This is a genomic window from Bacillus sp. S10(2024) (assembly GCF_050473865.1).
GTDB lineage: Bacteria > Bacillota > Bacilli > Bacillales > Bacillaceae_G > Bacillus_A.
This window is the reverse complement of record NZ_JBFLUR010000002.1, coordinates 2,917,495-2,935,268: the sequence shown is the minus strand read 5'-3', so window position 1 is coordinate 2,935,268 and position 17,774 is coordinate 2,917,495. Positions and strand designations below refer to the sequence as shown.

Sequence of the window (17,774 nt, the reverse complement as noted above, 5' to 3'; positions counted from 1 at the left end):
TAAAAAAATAATAAATTTGTAATATAGTATAAATTTATATTTAAAAATTCATAATTATATTTTATTGAAAAATTGTTTAATTTGACACTTTACTAGTGGGCAAAGTTTATAGAAAGATTTAATGTTTTTATGTAATATAAGTAGTGAGTTTATTTAAGTGGATAATTATATTAATTATGTAATAGGTAAAAAGAAGAGAATAAAAATGTTTATCTTTTTTCTGTTTAATAATAAAAAGTAAACGTGTTATTTAATTGATAGGAGGGCTTTTATGAGTATAGGAAAACGTATAAAACAACATAGAAAAAGTATTGGGCTTACCCAAGAAGATTTAGCAGGCCCTAATTTAAGTACTGCAATGATTAGTCTAATAGAAAGAGATATGACGAACCCTTCATTAAAGTCGTTAGAATATATAGCTAAAAAACTAAATATAAGTGTAAATTATCTTCTTGATGAAGACAAAAATGAAATGACGTACTCTGAATACGCACAAAACACTATAAGTTTGTTAAAGGGGTTGTTAAATTCAGAAAAATTCGAAGAAGCGGAAAAGGTTTTTAGTAATATAGACGAAAATAAAATTGAGTATACTTATAAAGGGACTCTGTTAAAGTTAAAAGGTGAATTATTTTTAGAAAAAAAAATGTATCAACAGGCAATTGATGAATTCAAAATGGCACTTATTTATTTTACACCATATGATATAGAAGAGTATGTAGGTGTATATTGTAAAATTTCTACTTGTTATAAACTCTTAGATAAATATCAATTTAGTATTGAGAATGCTTTATATGGACTTATTTTATTAAAATCTAATTACAGTGATAATTACCCATTATTAAAGCTAACTTTATTTTTCAATCTTTCATTTTCTTATTGTAGGATTAGTGAGTTTAGCAAAGGATTAGAGGTTTTAAATGAGGCTTTAGATTTGATTAATAAATCTAAATTTTCTTACAATGAAGGTTTGTTTTATATGCTAAAAGGACTTTCTCATTTATATTTAAAAGAATATGATGAAGGAATTAAGGCAAATAATAAAGCAATATCAATTCTCGATCAAGAAAATGATAAACAATATTTGATAGGTTCATTAACCAACTTAGGAATAATTTATAGAGAACTACAAAATTATCAATTATCAATTGAAAATATCAAAAAGAGTCTTAATTTATCTAAAGAAAATAATTTAGAATGGCATGAACTAAATAGCTATTATGAATTAGCAACTTCTTATGTGTTAAATAATAATCTTGAAATTGCTGAGGAAATTTGTAAGAAACAAATTGGAAATTCGAACATACTTGATCCTTTAAAAATTAAGATGCTTCTTTTATTAGCATACATTAAATTCAGGTTGAAACTTTATGAAGAATCATTAAATTACGCCAATGATGCTGAAGTTCAAATTTTGGGGATTAATGACAATTTATTGTTGGCTAAGACTTATACATTGAAATCCAAAATTCTATCTGCTCAGGGATTCATAAATGAGGCATATGAATTACTTAATCAGGCGGTACAGATTTATAAAAACGAATCGCATGATGGTCCTAACTTTATTTAATTTGAAGTTGATCTGATATTAATTTCTGAGGAAAAAAACAAATGTTAAATGATAGATATAATAATAACGAACCAGTATATTAAAATTACAGATGAACATTATATATCATGAGAATCATCTTGGAAATTTATTGGTTGGTTCATTATCAAGTATTTTGAAATTAAATATAATGCAGTAGTAAATTTATTTCTTACTCTTATTTAATTGGACGAATGGTAAATGTTTATTTTTAGGGTTTTTACATAATACAAAAATAAATATTTTATTCTTAATAATAATTTTTTAACTGTACAGGACGTCATTGCCATCAACTTAAAGAGATGCATAGAATAACAAAATTAGGACACCTTTTCATGCAGTACTGCATGAAAGGGTGTCCTAATTTGTGTCTACAAACAATTGTATGTTAGTTGAAGAGTTATGCATACTTGGTGAAGAATTTCGAAATAAATTCTTTGTTTATCATCTACAGGAACTTGCGTATCAAACGGGTATGATTCAACGAAAATGAAAATTTCGGATATAGGACCTTGTAGCGCTCTGTGTATATCTGGGTCAGACAAACAGCTCTGAGTCCTTAGCCAGTCTCTGTACAAAACTGAACGAGGCTACAGCTACTTGCATCTCAGTCGAAGCACCGGAAGAGTATGATCTATTATTAAACAATGGCCGCATGCTCGAACATTTCCATGGGGAAATATGACAAAGAAATCGGCAGGTATTTTATCAAAAATGTCAGAGATATTTGTTGAGATTTCCCCTGAGCTAGCGATGGAGCGAAATGTGAAGGATGGAGGCCTTGTCGAACTTGCATCACCGTTTGGAAAAATTAAAGTTCCGGCGCTTATTACAGATCGTGTAACTGGAAACGAATTATATTTACTGATGCATGCAACAGAGGAATTAAAAAGGTCAGAAAACAAGTGTGATGGATTTCTTTAAAGTATTACGAGATCCAGACATAAACCGAGCAATTACATTTGGGTTTAATTTTTTGAAGGCATTTGGTCAAGAGCTAGAAAAGAAGCACTAATAAGACAAAGAGCGGTGGATTTAGAATTCATCGCTCTTTTATATGTTTATATGAGTGTTCATGTTTAGTAGAATATATTATGATGAAATAAAGTAAAACTAATAATCAGTGGGGGGCTTCATCCCCCCACTGATTATTAGTTGAACCAATCGGGCTTTTACTGCCCATTAATGCGGGATAAAATATATTGCCATTTTCATTTTCCAGCAGCGGAATACAACATGGTTTTCATTTAACCTTGCATGTGGTAGGAAAAGGACTTGCCCCCTCAAAAACAGGGGGTTTTATGTCGTTTTTTAACTTTAAATAGAGTTTTAGAATAGGGAGGAATTTATGCTACACCGTAAAAAACTATCAATACCAGGGGTAATGAAACAATCCTTTCAAACAGTAAGATTTGCCTTTGGAAATGTATTATCGTTTCAACTCATGTATAAACTCCTCGCCGCAATTGTCTTTGTCCCACTACTCGGTATGATTTTTAATAAGTTATTGTACTGGGGTGGATATGCAAATGCGACAAATAATGAATTGTTTGCGTTTTTTAAAACACCGTATGGAATTGCGGCCATTGTCATTTTATCTGTGCTAGCACTTTTTCTCATTTTTATTGAATTTGCAGTACTTATTATTATTTCGTATTTTGCACATAAACGACAAAAGGTGAGACTGCGTCCAATTTTATATAAAACGGTAACGTATTTACCTTCTTTTTTCACATATTGCTTACCAGGATTTATTTTGTATGTTGTCGTTTTACTCCCTCTTTTAAGCATCGGTTATCAATCTGCACTTCTTCCTGAAATTCAGATTCCTAATTTTATTTCAGGCGAATTATTGAAAACAACAATGGGACAAGTTGGATACTATACCTTTTTCGGGGTAGTTGCCTATTTCAATCTTCGTTGAATTTTTGTTTTACCGATCATTGTTTTAGAAGAAAAGCCTTTTCGCGTAGCTGCTCGTCAAAGTGCGAAGTTAGTAAAAGAAAACTTTTTGAAAGTCCTGTTCTTTTTAGTGGGATTTTTTATCTCTATAGGCGTTGTCTTTTTACTTTTTACAGGTGTTTATTTCTTGTTACTGCTTGCGGTCTATGAATTTACAAACCCAGAAGGAACATTTGCCCTATTAGCAGAATCGACTATATCTGTCTTTGTAACGAGTACATTGTATATATTTGGCTTTATTGTTACGCCGTTTTATATTATGGCGCTGATAAAGTTATATTTACAGAAGGTTCCTGTTGAAGCTGTTTTAGTAGAAGAGGGTCTTGACTATTCGAAAACAAAAGCGGAGAAATGCTTCTTTAAAAAGCATCGATTGAAATTTATTGGTGTATATATTGGCGGGGTTGTTGTAGTTGGCATGGTTTTGGCTTTTATCGTAACGTTTATTACGAATTCTTATAAAGAGCCGATTATTATGGCACACCGTGGTTACGTATCTAAAGGGGTAGAGAACACAAAAGAGTCAGTCCAAGGAGCTATTGATGCGAAAGCTGATTATGCCGAGATTGATGTATTGCAAACGAAAGATGGCGAATTGGCCGTTATACACGATTTGAAATTAAAGCGTCTTGCGAATGAAAATATACAAGTGTCAGAATTAACGATGGATGAACTTCGAAAGCTTATTCTCAGCCAAGATGGATTCTCAGGGAAAATTAGTATGCTTGATGAGATTATTAAACTTGCAAAAGGGAAGATTAAGCTGAATATAGAAGTGAAGCTTCATGGAAATGAAAATGAAAAGGATTTTGTAAAGAAAGTTTTAAAAACGATTGAAAAAAATGATTTTGAAAAGCAATGTGTGATACAAACATTACATTACCCGCTTATTAAAGAATTTAAACGTGCAAATCCAGATATAAAAGTAGGATATGTCCTATATGCAAATGCAGCAAATTTAAAAAATGTTCCGGCAGACTTTTATGTAGCGGAAGAATATATGTTAAATAAGCGCTTAGTCCAATCGGCTCGCAAATTAAGTAGACCGATTTACGTCTGGACTGTAAATGATATGGAAAGCTTAAGGAAATATTATAAATTGAATGTGGATGGAATTATTACAGACTATCCAGAAGATGCGAGAGCCACGATTAAAATGATCAAAGAGCAAGAGGAAAATGAAACGGATATGTTTGAGAAAATTACGGAAACAACCGAAGACTTATTTGCAAAGTTATTTCCGTAAAAGTAGGCTGCTAGCTAAATGCTAGTAGCCTATTTTTTTTGTATGGAGAGATCTGTACTAAATTGTTGGCAGTATAAATAGGATGGTAGAAGAGCAGAGCGAAGGAGGTCGGGAATGGAACGGTATCGTGTTATAGGAAAAAGTGTGAAGCGAAAAGAAGGTGCTGATAAAGTAACGGGAAGAGCGAAGTATATCAATGATGAAATAGAGGTTGGTACGCTATATGTGAAACTGCTTACGAGTCCATATGCCCATGCTTATATTAAGAATATAGATATTCGTGAAGCGCAAAAAGTACAAGGCGTACACGCTGTGATAACGGGAGCGGATTATCCCATTCTCGTCGGTTCTAGTATCGTTGATCGTCCTTTGTTAGCCTTTGAGAAAGTACGATACTTTGGTGAACCTGTTGCACTTGTTGTGGCGGATACTGAAGCAATTGCAAGAGAAGCAGCAACACGGATCCGTGTTATATATGACGAGCTCCCGATTATTCGTTCGCCTTTACAAGCCTATAATGAAACGAACATATTAGTCCATGAGCATGTGGAACAATATAAATTAGAAGAAAAAGTATACCCAAAGCCGCATACAAATATCGCAAATCGGACGAAAATTCGTAAAGGGGATGTTCAAAAAGGATTTACGAACAGTGACGTGATTGCCTGTGAAACATTTTCTTTTCGGCAATCTGATCATGCAGCAATGGAAACGCGATGTGCTAGGGTAGAAATGAAGCCGAACGGAGATGTGATTGTTCATTCTACCTCACAGGCTCCTTTTGAAATAAAGAGGCAGTTAAGTGAAGCGTTTCAAATTGATGAAGGGAAAGTTATTGTACACGTGCCGTTAGTTGGGGGCGCATATGGTGGGAAAACAGCGGTGCAGCTTGAATTTTTAGCATATATTGCTTCGAAAGCAGTCGGGGGGAGACGGGTTACTCTTCGAAATAGTAGAGAGGAAGATTTTATAACATCTCCTGTCCATATCGGCTTACAAGCAAAAGTAAAGCTTGGATGCACGAAAGATGGAAAGCTGCAAGCAGCAGAAATTTTGTATTTATTTGACGGCGGTGCTTATGCTGATCGAGCGGTAACGATGAGTAAGGCAGCTGGGCTGGACTGCACGGGCCCATATGCGATTGAAAACGTATGGTGTGATTCGTACGGTATGTATACAAACCATACTTATGCAACGTCGTTTAGAGGTTTTGGACATTCGGAGTATACGTTTGTCATGGAACGAACAATCGATATACTTGCTGAAAAGTTAGGGATGTGTCCGCTTATGTTTCGTCTGAAAAATGCCATTAGACCAGGGGATACAACGCCGACACAAGTGCTTGTCACGTCAAGTAATACGGGAGATGTAGCGGCGTGCTTACAGAAGTTACAATCGCTTATTAATTGGGAAGAGGGAAAGAAAGTGATTCTATCTAATGGTATGGTACGTGCAAAAGGGGTTAGCTGTTTCTGGAAAAATTCGACTACACCCAAAAATGCCGGAGCGGGTGCTGTATTAACCTTTAACGGTGATGGTAGTGTCAATATTAATTGCGGTGCTGTTGAAATTGGGCAAGAAACAAAAACGGTACTCACACAAATGGTTGCCGAGAAAATGAACATGGATGTTGATGATGTGCATGTCATGATGGAAGTGAATACACAAGTTGCTCCAAAGCATTGGAAAACCGCAGCGAGTCGAACGACACTTCTTGTTGGGAATGCGGTTGTAATGGCTGCAGAAGACGCAATGAGGCAGCTCTGCCAAACGGCTTCAAATATACTCGGGTACCCCACGGAAAAATTAGCGATTGCAGGAAAAGAAGTATATGTCAAAACGAACCCGAATCTACACGTACCTTTTTCGAAAATTGTGTTTGGGTATGTAGATTCAAATGGAAGTGTAAAAGGAACAGAAGTGATAGGAAAAGGGAGTTACGTACTTGAGGGAATTACAGACATTGATTATGAGACAGGGAAAGGGAAACAAGGACCGGAATGGGGAGTAGGAGCGCAAGCAGTAGAAGTGGAATATAACCCCAAAGACTTTACATACCGATTGTTGAATGCTGTAACCGTTGCAGATGCGGGAATCGTTTTAAATAGAAAGGGAGCAGAGACGCAAATTATGGGGGCCATGAGTATGGGGCTCAGTTTTGCAACGCGAGAAACATTTCATTATGATACGAAAGAACGAAATTTGAATCATCAGTTTCGCTCTTATAAAGTCATCCATTACGGGCAACAGCCAAAATATATTGTCGATTTTGTAGAAGTACCGCATGAAGAGGCTGCATTTGGTTCTAGAGGACTTGGGGAACATGGAATTATTGGTATGCCAGCAGCTTTAGGAAACAGTTTATCCATTGCAGCGGATCTTTCATTGCGAAACTTACCGCTTACGCCAGAATTAATTTGGAAAGAGATGCAAAAAGGAGAAGGGATGGAATGATACCATTTGATTTTGAGTATTATCGTCCAGATTCTATTCAAGAAGCTATTCGGTTATTTCACCAGCTAGATCAAGAGGGGAAGAAGCCGCTTTACTATGGAGGCGGGACAGAGATTATTACGATGGGGCGTTCGCAGCGAATTCGAACGAAGGCTGTTATTGATATAAAGGATATTTCGGAATGTAATGTTTGTGAATGGCAGGGTGACAAACTTTTACTTGGTGCAACATTAACGATAACGAGTGTTCAAGAGGCGGAAGTCTTTCCGCTTCTTGGGGAAACTGCTGGCCGGGCCGCAGATCGCACCGCAAGAAATAAAATTACAATTGGCGGAAATGTTGCGGGAAGGATTCGCTATAAGGAAGCTGTACTGCCGTTTTTATTAGCTGATAGTACATTTGTTATTGCAGGAACAGAGGGTATGAAATATGTACCTGCTCATCAATCTTTTATAAAAACACTACAATTACAAAAGGGTGAGTTTCTTGTACAAATGATTACAGAGCGGCGATATGTGACTGCGCCATATTATAGTGTGAAGAAACGCCAACTAGAAAAAATTGATTATCCTCTCGTAACAGTTGCGGCGATTAAATATGATGACGAAATTCGAATGGCGTGCAGCGGTTTATGTGCTTTTCCATTTCGTTCATTTCGGATGGAAGTAGATTTAAATAATAAGCGTATTCCATTTGAGGAAAGAGTTCAACGCGCTTTAACCCATATTCCTGCTCCTGTATTAGATGATATAAGAGGCTCGCGTGCTTATCGGACATTTGTATTTCAATCTGTACTGCAAGATCTATTGCGAAATTTTGCAGAGGGGGAAGAAGAATGAGGAACGTACAGCTTATTCTACATGTAAATGGGGAAACGCGAGAGGTCGCCTCAAGAATGGCTGATACGCTGTTACATATATTACGTCACGAACTGGATTTAACAGGAGCAAAGCCAGGCTGTGAAAATGGTGATTGCGGTGCTTGCACAGTTCTCGTTGACGGGATACCAATCAAGTCTTGCATTATGTTGGCTGTTGAAGCAATTGGAAAGCAAGTTACCACAATTGAGGGATTACAATCAGCCCCTATTCAACAAGCTTTTGAAGAGAAATGGGCTTTCCAATGCGGATACTGTACACCGGGATTTATTATGAATTGCCACGGGCTTGTTACAGGGAGGCCTGATGCAGATGATCGAACAATTGAAGAATGGTTAAGTTCTAACATTTGCCGTTGCACGAGTTATCAAGAGATTGAAGAAGCTGTAAAGTCTGTATTACAAAAGCAGCGAGGGGGTTCAAAATGACTTCCGTATATGATGTATTAGAAGCGTTGTTATGTTGTGAGACACGCTGTGCGTTAGCTACAATTATTCATGTTGAAGGATCAGCATATCGAAAAGAAGGAACGATGATGCTGTTTCAAGAAGACGGTACAAAAGTGGGAATGTTAAGTGCAGGGTGCATTGAAGAAGAACTTTTCTATTATGCTGCAGATGTTATGGAGCATAAAACGTGGGCGGTTCATACATTTAACACGAAAGCAGAAGATGATTTGTCTTGGGGAGTAGGATGTAATGGTGTTATTCATGTATTAGTGGAACATATAGATGATACCTATAAAGCAATTTTACAAGACTTATATATTCACCTTACTAATGGTTCCTCTGCTTGGATGGTGAAAAACCTTTCGTTAGAGCAAACTGCACTTCTGTATAATAACGGAAATACGCTTGGAGATTGGGAAGGGGCCATTCCGAAGGTAACTGATTTGAAAAATGGATTACAAGATGCATATTATAACCAACACTTTATACCGAAGCCTCGCCTGTTTATTTTTGGAGCAGGAGAAGATGCCAAGCCACTCGTTCGTTTTGCGAAGGAAACGAGCTTCTTTGTAACAGTTTGCGACTGGCGGGAAGGCCTATGTAATACTGATCAATTTCCAAATGCTGATGAATGTGTAGTTGGGTTTCCAGTAGAAATGATTAAAAACCTTTCCTTACATCCAAGTGATTTTCTTGTCATTATGACGCATCACTTTGAAAAAGATCAGCAATTACTCTCTCTCTTATTAGAAAAAAATGTTCGTTATATCGGTGTTTTAGGACCGCGTCATCGTACAGAGCACTTATTAGAAGGGAGAGTAATCCCTCATCATCTCCATTTTCCTGTTGGAATTTCAATTGGTGCACAAGGTCCGGGTGAAATTTCTATTAGTATCATGGCTGAAATCATCGGGCAATTACGGGGGAAGTGAGATGAAAATTATTGGTGTATACTTGGCGGCTGGAAATAGTAGACGAATGGGACCGGGAATCCATAAACTTTCTCTTCCTTTCCATAATGAACCACTTGGTAATGCAGCCCTCAAAGCAGCCCTGTCTTCCAACCTCGCAGGTATGATTATTGTCACAAATGATGCGAGCTGGGCCCTGCAATCATTACGACAAAAGAATGTACATATTCTTCCTTGTGTTGATTCTATTCAAGGACAATCGCATTCACTGCGCTGCGGTGTTCAGAAAGCAATGCATATGAAAGCGGATGGGATTGTTGTTTTACTTGCTGATCAACCCTTTATTAAAACAGAGGTAATTAATGAATTAATAGATTGTTACAAACGACATAAAACGGTCTATTATGTAGCCGCAAAACATCGCGGCATTGTCAGACCGCCTGTTTTGTTTGCGAAGAAAACATTCCCATTCTTGCAAACATTAGAAGGCGATCAAGGAGCACGCGCTATTTTTCAAAAGTCATTTATAAAGGGGATAACGATATCGTATGAAGAACCGGCCCTTTTTTATGATGTGAATAGCTGGAGTGATTATAAGGAACTATTGCAATATTTGATGGTTTATGAATCAAATTCATCACAACGTTACAAGTAAGAAGAAAATATGACATGAAGGTTTAGAGGAAGCGGATTATATTTTAGACAGTATGAAGGATATTGCTACAATTCTTTAATACAACTGCGGTGGATAACATATAAGTACAAATAAAAAATCAACATAAAAACCCTCTTTTTTTTCAGGTAAGCGAGAGCATCTGGCCATGTATAGAAACGGTTAGGGCCCTTTCCTGCCACAGGCAATGTGAAAACAAAGTGAACAAACAAGTAGCATATCACTTTTGCTTTACATAACAGCAACTTAGATGTTAAAAAATCCAAGTAGATATATATTACGCAATTTTATCAGGCTTATTCCAAACGGGGATAGGCCTTTGTTATTTCATACGTATAGGTGAAAAAACGATTGGAGGATTAATATGTCGAAAAATGAAATGGGAACCGCATAAGTTATATTGAGAAATACATATACAACAAGTTGTTAATGTTTTATAAGTTATTAATTGATAGTTTATAAAGAGTATGGGTGGCATTTTGTATAATATTTATTCACTAAAAAAATTTCTAAAAATAATAAATGTAGCATGAAAAAATAGAATAAGAATACATATATCAGAATAAAAATAGTTTTTATTATTTACACTATTTTAAATATAAAAACTTTTATTTTTTTATATGATAGCGTTTTCATGAATAGGAAGTTATGCTAGAATAAGTTCATAAGTTATTCACTATTACAAAAAGAAAAAAGAATTACTTTTTTCTGTTAATTATAAGGGGGCATTTCATTATGCGTATTGGGGTACCAGCAGAAATTAAAAACAACGAAAACCGTGTAGCTATGACACCGGCTGGTGTTGTACATTTAATTCGTAACAATCACGAAGTATTCATTCAAAAGGGTGCAGGATTAGGATCAGGTTTTCCTGATGAGCAATATGTAGAAGCAGGAGCAAAAATCGTAGAAACAGCTGAAGAAGCTTGGGCTATGGAAATGGTAATGAAAGTTAAAGAGCCAATTGCAAGCGAATATAAATATTTCCGTGAAGGTTTAGTTCTATTTACTTACTTACACTTAGCTCCAGAACCAGAATTAACAAAAGCATTAATTGAAAATAAAGTAGCAGCAATCGCTTACGAAACAGTTCAATTAGAAAATCGTTCTTTACCATTGTTAGCACCTATGAGTGAAGTTGCTGGTCGTATGGCAGCACAACTTGGTGCACAATTCCTTGAGAAAAATAAAGGTGGAAAAGGTATTTTATTAGCAGGTGTTCCAGGCGTAAAACGCGGTAAAGTAACAATTATCGGTGGTGGACAAGCTGGTACAAATGCTGCTAAAATTGCAGTTGGTTTAGGTGCTGACGTAACGGTTATCGACTTAAGTGCAGATCGTCTTCGTCAATTAGATGATATTTTCGGTAACCAAGTGACAACTTTAATGTCTAATCCTTACAATATTGCACAAGCTGTAAAAGAGTCTGATCTTGTAATCGGTGCAGTATTAATTCCAGGAGCAAAAGCACCGAAACTTGTAACAGAAGAAATGATCAAGTCTATGGAGCCAGGTTCTGTTGTAGTTGATATCGCGATCGACCAAGGTGGTATTTTCGAAACAACTGACCGTATTACAACACATGACAACCCAACTTATGAAAAACACGGCGTAGTTCACTATGCAGTTGCAAACATGCCTGGTGCGGTTCCACGTACATCTACACTTGCATTAACAAATGTTACAGTACCATATGCAGTACAAATCGCAAACAAAGGCTACAAAAAAGCTTGCTTAGAAAACTCTGCATTATTAAAAGGTATTAACGCATTAGAAGGCTATGTAACATTCGAAGCAGTTGCAGAAGCACACGGTGTAGAATATAAAGCAGCAAAAGAATTATTAGAAGCAGAAGCAGTATCTTGCTAATCTAAATATCGAACAATATTTTCATACAACAAGATGAGAGCTAAGAGAAGTGCCTCTTAGCTCTTTTTAACTAGAAAAGGGGGCAAGAGTCGTGGCCAACTTATTTAAAAAGAAATCCGTGACACAATTGTTAAGCCAAAGTCAAAGTAAAACTTTGACAAAAACATTAGGGGCATTTGACTTAACGATGCTAGGAATTGGAGCGATTATCGGTACAGGAGTACTTGTATTAACTGGATTAGTAGCAGCAAGAGATGCTGGTCCAGCTGTTATTTTCTCGTTTATGATTGCTGCGATTGTTTGTGGCTTTGCAGCATTATGTTATGCAGAAGTTGCAACAGCACTTCCTGTATCAGGAAGTGTATACACGTATGCATATGCAACGATTGGAGAATTTGTTGCGCATTTAATGGGATGGACATTATTGTCAGTTTACGTTTTAACAACGGCAGCGGTAGCCGGCGGTTGGACGGGTTACTTTAATAACTTAGTAAGTGGATTAGGAATAGAAATTCCGAAACAATTGTTAACGATTCCATCTCAAGGCGGAATTGTGAACCTTCCAGCAGTAGGCATTACGCTAGTGTTAACATGGTTACTATCTCGCGGTACGAAAGAAAGTAAACGTGTAAATAATGCAATGGTATTAATTAAAATTAGTATTGTTGTATTGTTTATTGCAGTTGGTGTGTTCTATGTAAAACCAGTAAACTGGACACCATTTGCACCGTATGGTTTAAGTGGAATTTTTGCTGGGGGAGCTGCAGTATTCTTTGCTTTCTTAGGATTTGATGCATTAGCAACTTCAGCTGAAGAAGTAAAAAATCCACAGCGTGATTTACCGATTGGTATTATTGCATCACTTGCAGTTTGTACAGTTATTTATATTGCAGTTTGTCTTGTTATGACAGGAATGGTGTCATACAAAGAATTAAATGTACCAGAAGCGATGTCTTACGTATTAGAAGTTGTTGGACAAGATAAAGTAGCAGGTGTGATTGCAATTGGTGCAGTAATTGGTATTATGGCCGTAATTTTCGCTTATATTTACGCGACAACACGTGTATTCTTTGCGATGAGCCGTGATGGTTTACTTCCAAAGTCATTTGCGAAAATTAACAAAAAAACAGAAGCTCCGGTATTTTCAACATGGTTAACAGGTATCGGAAGTGCTTTAATTGCCGGATTTGTCGATTTAAAAGAATTGTCAAATTTAGCGAATATTGGAGCGTTATTAACATTTGCGATGGTAGGTGTTTCTGTACTGATCCTTCGTAAAACACATCCGAAATTACAACGTGGCTTTATGGTACCGCTTGTGCCTGTATTGCCAATTATTTCAATCGCATGTTGTCTGTTCTTAATGGTTAACCTACCGCTTACAACATGGTTATACTTCGGTGCTTGGCTTGTACTAGGAGTTATCGTATACTTTGTATACTCTAAGAAACATAGCCACCTGCAACAAGATAAAAGTTCGCAAGATCATTTAAAACAAGCAAATTAAAGGGAAGAAAGCCTTATGCGTTGGGGAGCGCATAAGGCTTTTTTATGTTTTTGAAGGAGTTTTAGGAAACCTCATAGAAGTATTTATGTCGAAAAATGGAAAAGGGAGGATAATAATGGTTGCAAAAGAAGGAGTAAAAGTTGTAGTTGGTGCGGAAGGATATAACAATAATCCAGGGTGGTTACATACACAAGAAAGTGATTTAAATTTATTAAAAAGGGAAGATTGGACGAAACAATTTGCTCCAAACTCTATAGAAGCAATCTTAGCAGAGCATGTGTGGGAGCATTTAACATATGAAGAAGGAAGAGAAGCTGCAAAAATTTGTTATGAATTTTTACAGCCGGGTGGTTATCTTCGCTGCGGGGTACCAGATGCATTTTTCCCAGATAAAGATTATCAAGCAGGCGTACAAGTCGGTGGACCAGGCCCATTAGATCATCCAGCAGCGAGCCACAAAATTGTCCATAACTATAAAACGATGACTTCAATGTTTGAAGAAGCTGGCTTTGAAGTGAAGTTACTGGAGTACTGTGATGAAAACGGAGAATTTCATTATAATGACTGGAATGAGAAAGACGGCTTTATTTACCGCTCTAAACGTTTTGATCATCGCAATCAAGATGGACAGCTTGGCTTTGTTTCATTAATTGTCGATGCAGTTAAGTCTAAAAAATGAAGAAAGAACCGTTCAGCGGTTCTTTTTTTCATTTTTTAAAAGCACAATGCGATAATTACCGTGAAAAATAGCTGGTTCTTCATATTGAATGGTAAGCGGTAATGTTCCTATAATATCACTCAACTTACGATTAATATTCGTTCCAAGTCTCTCAGTAAATAGGTTCATTAATTTTCTAAATGGAGATAGTTGTTTTTTTTCAAAAAGAAACTTATCTAAGATAATGATGTTTCCTCCGTCTTTTATAACGCGTAATGCTTCTGAAAGTGCAATATGAGGATGTTCAACAACACTTAAAATGAGATTTAAAATAACGAGGTCAAATGAATTGTCTGGAAATGTAAGCTCTTCAGCATTCATTTGTTGATATACAACATGAGGATAAGGATATTTCCGTTTCGCTTGCGCTAACATATGATCTGAGAGGTCGATTCCAGTGATGAGGGTATTGTTCGGAAGAAGAGGGATATCTTGCCCTGTACCGACGCCAACTAATAATACTTGTTGATTTTTTGTAAAAGGTACAAGAGAAAAGGCTCGTTTTCTTGCCTTAATAAAGAAACGATTTTGCATGAATAAATCATAAAATGTAGACCAAACTTTATAAATTTTTTTGTTTTGTTTATTTTTCATAACGTTTTCCCCCATTTCTATATACAATGTTAAAAAATAAAGCGCGGAAATTATTGACACATATGAACAATCACTCATATAATAAAAATATAACACATATGAACAATTATTCATATGTTCAAGTGAAGAGGTGAGCTATTGTGACGGAACAAAAAGTAGAAACAAATGAAGAAACGTGTTTACAAAATGTCATTCATCAAGAAGTTATTGAAAAAGTACAACAAACGATTCCACAGGATGATAGCTTAAGTCAAGTAGCAGAATTATTTAAAGTATTAGGAGACCGTACGCGCACACGTATTTTACACGCTTTATTTGAAGCAGAAATGTGCGTATGTGATTTAGCATATTTACTCGGAATGACACAGTCGTCTATTTCCCATCAATTACGCGTATTAAAGCAAGCGAAGCTTGTTAAAAATCGTAAAGAGGGAAAAGTAGTGTATTATTCACTTGCAGACCATCATGTTATTCATATTTTTGAGCAAGCATTTGAGCACGTAAATGAAGAAAAATAGATAAAACACAAGGAGGGAGAAACATGGGGGACGCATTGGTAAAACGGAAACTTGTGTTAGATGGATTAGATTGCGCAAACTGTGCGATGAAAATCGAAAAAGGTGTAGGGGAATTAGAGGATGTATCATCTTGTTCTGTGAACTTCGTAACGAAAACGATGACAGTAGAAACATCGAAACAAAACGAAGAACATGTTGTCAAAGAAGCAACGCAACTTGTAAATAAATTAGAACCACATGTTCATGTGAGAGAAGAACAAAAAACAAAAGCAATAAAAGAAACGTTTATATTAGAAGGCTTGGATTGTGCAAACTGCGCGATGAAAATTGAAACAAAAATAAACGAAATGCCTGCAATTACATCCGCATCTGTTGATTTTGTTTCTAAAAAATTAAAAATAGAAGTAGCAAATAAACAAGAATTAGAGACAACTGTTGCGAACATAAAAGAAGTCATACAGAAATTAGAACCAGAAGTAAACGTAGTGCGTGAAAAAGAGAATACAGAACATGATCATAGTCATGATCACGGAGAAGCGAATACGAAAAAAATGATTTGGCGGTTATCGATCGGAGCAATTTTAACTGCTATTGCTGCACTAGCTTCATTACCGCAAATCATCACAATTCCACTTTTCGTGATTGCTTATATGATTATAGGCGGCGATATAGTTTTACGTGCTGCAAAGAATATTGTACGCGGGCAAGTGTTTGACGAAAACTTTTTAATGGCAATTGCAACACTTGGTGCTTTCGGGACTCAAAACTATTCAGAAGCTGTCGCGGTTATGCTCTTTTACCAAGTAGGTGAACTGTTCCAAAGTATTGCGGTGAATCGTTCGCGTAAGTCGATTAGTTCGTTAATGGATATTCGACCTGATTATGCAAACTTAAAGCTAGGAAATGAAACGAAACAAGTATCGCCGGAAGATGTGCACATTGGTGATTTCATTATCGTCAAACCAGGTGAAAAAGTACCATTAGACGGTAAAGTAATCGAAGGAACATCAATGGTAGATACATCGGCATTAACAGGAGAATCTGTACCTCGTGAAGTAGAGGTCGGCAGTGATGTATTAAGTGGTTTTGTGAATCAAAATGGTGTATTAACAATTGAGGTGACGAAAGAGTACGGTGAATCTACTGTTTCGAAAATTTTAGATTTAGTGCAAAACGCAAGTAGTCGTAAAGCACCGACAGAAAACTTTATTACGAAATTTGCTCGTTATTATACACCAGCTGTCGTCGTTACAGCTGCAGTACTAGCTTTTGTTCCACCGCTTATTATAGAGGGAGCAACGTTCTCGGATTGGATTTATAGAGCGCTCGTCTTTCTTGTTATTTCTTGTCCTTGTGCATTGGTTGTTTCGATTCCACTGGGGTTCTTCGGCGGTATTGGCGCAGCATCTAAGAACGGAATTTTAATAAAGGGCAGTAACTATTTAGAAGCATTAAATGATGTAAAACATATCGTATTTGATAAAACAGGTACGTTAACAAAAGGTGTCTTTAAAGTAACAGATATGCAGCCAAGCGAATTTGTGACGAAAGAAGAATTGTTACAGTATGCAGCATTTGCAGAAGTATATTCGAATCATCCGATCGCACAGTCCATTCGAGCTGCATATGGAAAAGTAGTCAATGAACAGATGATTGAAGAGTATAATGAAATCTCTGGTCATGGTACAGTTGTGAAAGTAAACGGAAAAGAAATTTTTGCAGGAAACGCAAAGTTAATGAGAAAAGAAAATATTCCATTCCAGCAACCGAAAACTGTGGGAACACTTGTGCACGTAGCTATAGATGGTATGTATGCTGGATATATTGTCATTTCTGATGAAATTAAAGAAGATGCTCAGCAAGCAATTCAATTATTAAAACAACTTGGTGTAAAAAGAACCGTCATGTTAACTGGTGATGCAAAATCAGTCGGAGAAGCAGTTGGGAAACAACTTGGTATTGATGAAGTCCATGCAGAATTATTGCCGCAGCAAAAAGTAGAAGAGATTGAAAAAATTGATGCGACAAAACATCCGAAAGAAAAAATTGCGTTCGTTGGAGACGGTATTAACGATACACCTGTATTAGCAAGAGCAGATGTTGGGATTGCAATGGGTGGTTTAGGATCAGATGCAGCAATTGAAGCAGCTGACATTGTCATTATGACAGATGAACCTTCGAAAATAGCAGCGGCTATTCAAATTGCAAAACGTACGCGTAGTATCGTATGGCAAAACATCATTTTCGCCTTAGGGATAAAAGGAGTTGTTCTTTTATTTGGGGCATTCGGCATTGCGACAATGTGGGAAGCAGTCTTCTCAGATGTTGGGGTAACTTTACTAGCTGTGTTAAATGCGATGCGTGTATTGCGAGTAAAAGATTTGTAAAAGGAGAGAAGCGAGAAGCT

At 36.5% G+C, this 17,774-nt stretch carries 13 protein-coding genes and 3 pseudogenes; 15 read left to right on the top strand and 1 reads right to left on the bottom strand.

All coding sequences use genetic code 11. The annotated features are described in order from the left end of the window. Positions 1-271: 271 nt before the first annotated feature. The 13 genes and pseudogenes from AB1280_RS14990 to AB1280_RS14930 all read left to right on the top strand — a co-directional run bounded on the left by AB1280_RS14990 (position 272) and on the right by AB1280_RS14930 (position 14,216). Positions 272-1,570, top strand: coding sequence for a helix-turn-helix domain-containing protein (locus AB1280_RS14990; protein ID WP_429756309.1), 1,299 nt, complete (start codon positions 272-274; stop codon positions 1,568-1,570). 385 nt (positions 1,571-1,955) lie between these two features. After that, complete coding sequence (locus AB1280_RS14985; RefSeq protein ID WP_429756308.1) at positions 1,956-2,081, top strand: hypothetical protein; 126 nt, start codon at positions 1,956-1,958, stop codon at positions 2,079-2,081. A gap of 117 nt (positions 2,082-2,198) precedes the next feature. Then, positions 2,199-2,467 (top strand): annotated as a pseudogene (locus AB1280_RS14980) (molybdopterin dinucleotide binding domain-containing protein); the annotation flags it as partial. Further along, a pseudogene (locus AB1280_RS14975) lies at positions 2,453-2,603 on the top strand (DUF1641 domain-containing protein); the annotation flags it as partial. The pseudogenes AB1280_RS14980 and AB1280_RS14975, both read left to right, overlap by 15 nt. Positions 2,604-2,936: 333 nt before the next feature. Continuing rightward, positions 2,937-4,796, top strand: a pseudogene (locus AB1280_RS14970) (glycerophosphoryl diester phosphodiesterase membrane domain-containing protein). 114 nt (positions 4,797-4,910) lie between these two features. Beyond that, on the top strand, positions 4,911-7,250 hold the full coding sequence (locus AB1280_RS14965; RefSeq protein WP_429756307.1) for a xanthine dehydrogenase family protein molybdopterin-binding subunit: 2,340 nt from the start codon (positions 4,911-4,913) through the stop codon (positions 7,248-7,250). Next, positions 7,247-8,089, top strand: coding sequence for an FAD binding domain-containing protein (locus AB1280_RS14960; protein WP_429756306.1), 843 nt, complete (start codon positions 7,247-7,249; stop codon positions 8,087-8,089). Before AB1280_RS14965 ends, AB1280_RS14960 begins: the two co-directional genes overlap by 4 nt. Continuing rightward, complete coding sequence (locus AB1280_RS14955; protein ID WP_429756305.1) at positions 8,086-8,556, top strand: (2Fe-2S)-binding protein; 471 nt, start codon at positions 8,086-8,088, stop codon at positions 8,554-8,556. The genes AB1280_RS14960 and AB1280_RS14955 overlap by 4 nt, the downstream gene beginning before the upstream one ends. Then, complete coding sequence (locus AB1280_RS14950; protein WP_429756304.1) at positions 8,553-9,509, top strand: XdhC family protein; 957 nt, start codon at positions 8,553-8,555, stop codon at positions 9,507-9,509. Before AB1280_RS14955 ends, AB1280_RS14950 begins: the two co-directional genes overlap by 4 nt. A 1-nt stretch (position 9,510) precedes the next feature. Continuing rightward, positions 9,511-10,143 carry a nucleotidyltransferase family protein gene (locus AB1280_RS14945; protein ID WP_429756303.1) on the top strand — a complete coding sequence of 211 codons (633 nt, stop codon included), beginning with the start codon at positions 9,511-9,513 and terminating at the stop codon, positions 10,141-10,143. A 753-nt stretch (positions 10,144-10,896) separates the two neighbouring features. Further along, positions 10,897-12,030: an alanine dehydrogenase gene (gene ald, locus AB1280_RS14940; RefSeq protein WP_272190707.1), complete on the top strand. Its 1,134-nt coding sequence runs from the start codon at positions 10,897-10,899 to the stop codon at positions 12,028-12,030. A gap of 91 nt (positions 12,031-12,121) precedes the next feature. Further along, positions 12,122-13,537: an amino acid permease gene (locus AB1280_RS14935; protein ID WP_429756302.1), complete on the top strand. Its 1,416-nt coding sequence runs from the start codon at positions 12,122-12,124 to the stop codon at positions 13,535-13,537. Between the two features lie 115 nt (positions 13,538-13,652). After that, positions 13,653-14,216 (top strand): class I SAM-dependent methyltransferase, encoded by a 564-nt coding sequence (locus AB1280_RS14930; RefSeq protein WP_429756301.1) that lies wholly within the window; start codon positions 13,653-13,655, stop codon positions 14,214-14,216. 12 nt (positions 14,217-14,228) lie between these two features. On the opposite strand, the gene AB1280_RS14925 is transcribed toward AB1280_RS14930, so the two are convergent. After that, positions 14,229-14,849: a class I SAM-dependent methyltransferase gene (locus AB1280_RS14925; RefSeq protein ID WP_429756300.1), complete on the bottom strand. Its 621-nt coding sequence runs from the start codon at positions 14,847-14,849 to the stop codon at positions 14,229-14,231. Between the two features lie 140 nt (positions 14,850-14,989). On the opposite strand from AB1280_RS14925, the gene AB1280_RS14920 reads away from it, so the two are divergent. Then, positions 14,990-15,367: an ArsR/SmtB family transcription factor gene (locus tag AB1280_RS14920; protein WP_035434518.1), complete on the top strand. Its 378-nt coding sequence runs from the start codon at positions 14,990-14,992 to the stop codon at positions 15,365-15,367. Between the two features lie 23 nt (positions 15,368-15,390). Next, a complete protein-coding gene (locus AB1280_RS14915; RefSeq protein ID WP_429756299.1) occupies positions 15,391-17,754 on the top strand; it encodes a heavy metal translocating P-type ATPase in 2,364 nt (787 codons plus the stop codon). Positions 17,755-17,774 lie beyond the last annotated feature (20 nt).

Excerpts from the sequence above, each read along its gene's own strand:
- AB1280_RS14930 (WP_429756301.1), top strand. The coding sequence starts at position 13,653 with ATGGTTGCAAAAGAAGGAGTAAAAGTTGTAGTTGGTGCGGAAGGATAT.
- AB1280_RS14955 (WP_429756305.1), top strand. The coding sequence starts at position 8,086 with ATGAGGAACGTACAGCTTATTCTACATGTAAATGGGGAAACGCGAGAG.
- ald (WP_272190707.1), top strand. The coding sequence starts at position 10,897 with ATGCGTATTGGGGTACCAGCAGAAATTAAAAACAACGAAAACCGTGTA.
- AB1280_RS14950 (WP_429756304.1), top strand. The coding sequence starts at position 8,553 with ATGACTTCCGTATATGATGTATTAGAAGCGTTGTTATGTTGTGAGACA.
- AB1280_RS14925 (WP_429756300.1), bottom strand. The coding sequence starts at position 14,849 with ATGAAAAATAAACAAAACAAAAAAATTTATAAAGTTTGGTCTACATTT.
- AB1280_RS14915 (WP_429756299.1), top strand. The coding sequence starts at position 15,391 with ATGGGGGACGCATTGGTAAAACGGAAACTTGTGTTAGATGGATTAGAT.
- AB1280_RS14965 (WP_429756307.1), top strand. The coding sequence starts at position 4,911 with ATGGAACGGTATCGTGTTATAGGAAAAAGTGTGAAGCGAAAAGAAGGT.
- AB1280_RS14990 (WP_429756309.1), top strand. The coding sequence starts at position 272 with ATGAGTATAGGAAAACGTATAAAACAACATAGAAAAAGTATTGGGCTT.
- AB1280_RS14960 (WP_429756306.1), top strand. The coding sequence starts at position 7,247 with ATGATACCATTTGATTTTGAGTATTATCGTCCAGATTCTATTCAAGAA.
- AB1280_RS14945 (WP_429756303.1), top strand. The coding sequence starts at position 9,511 with ATGAAAATTATTGGTGTATACTTGGCGGCTGGAAATAGTAGACGAATG.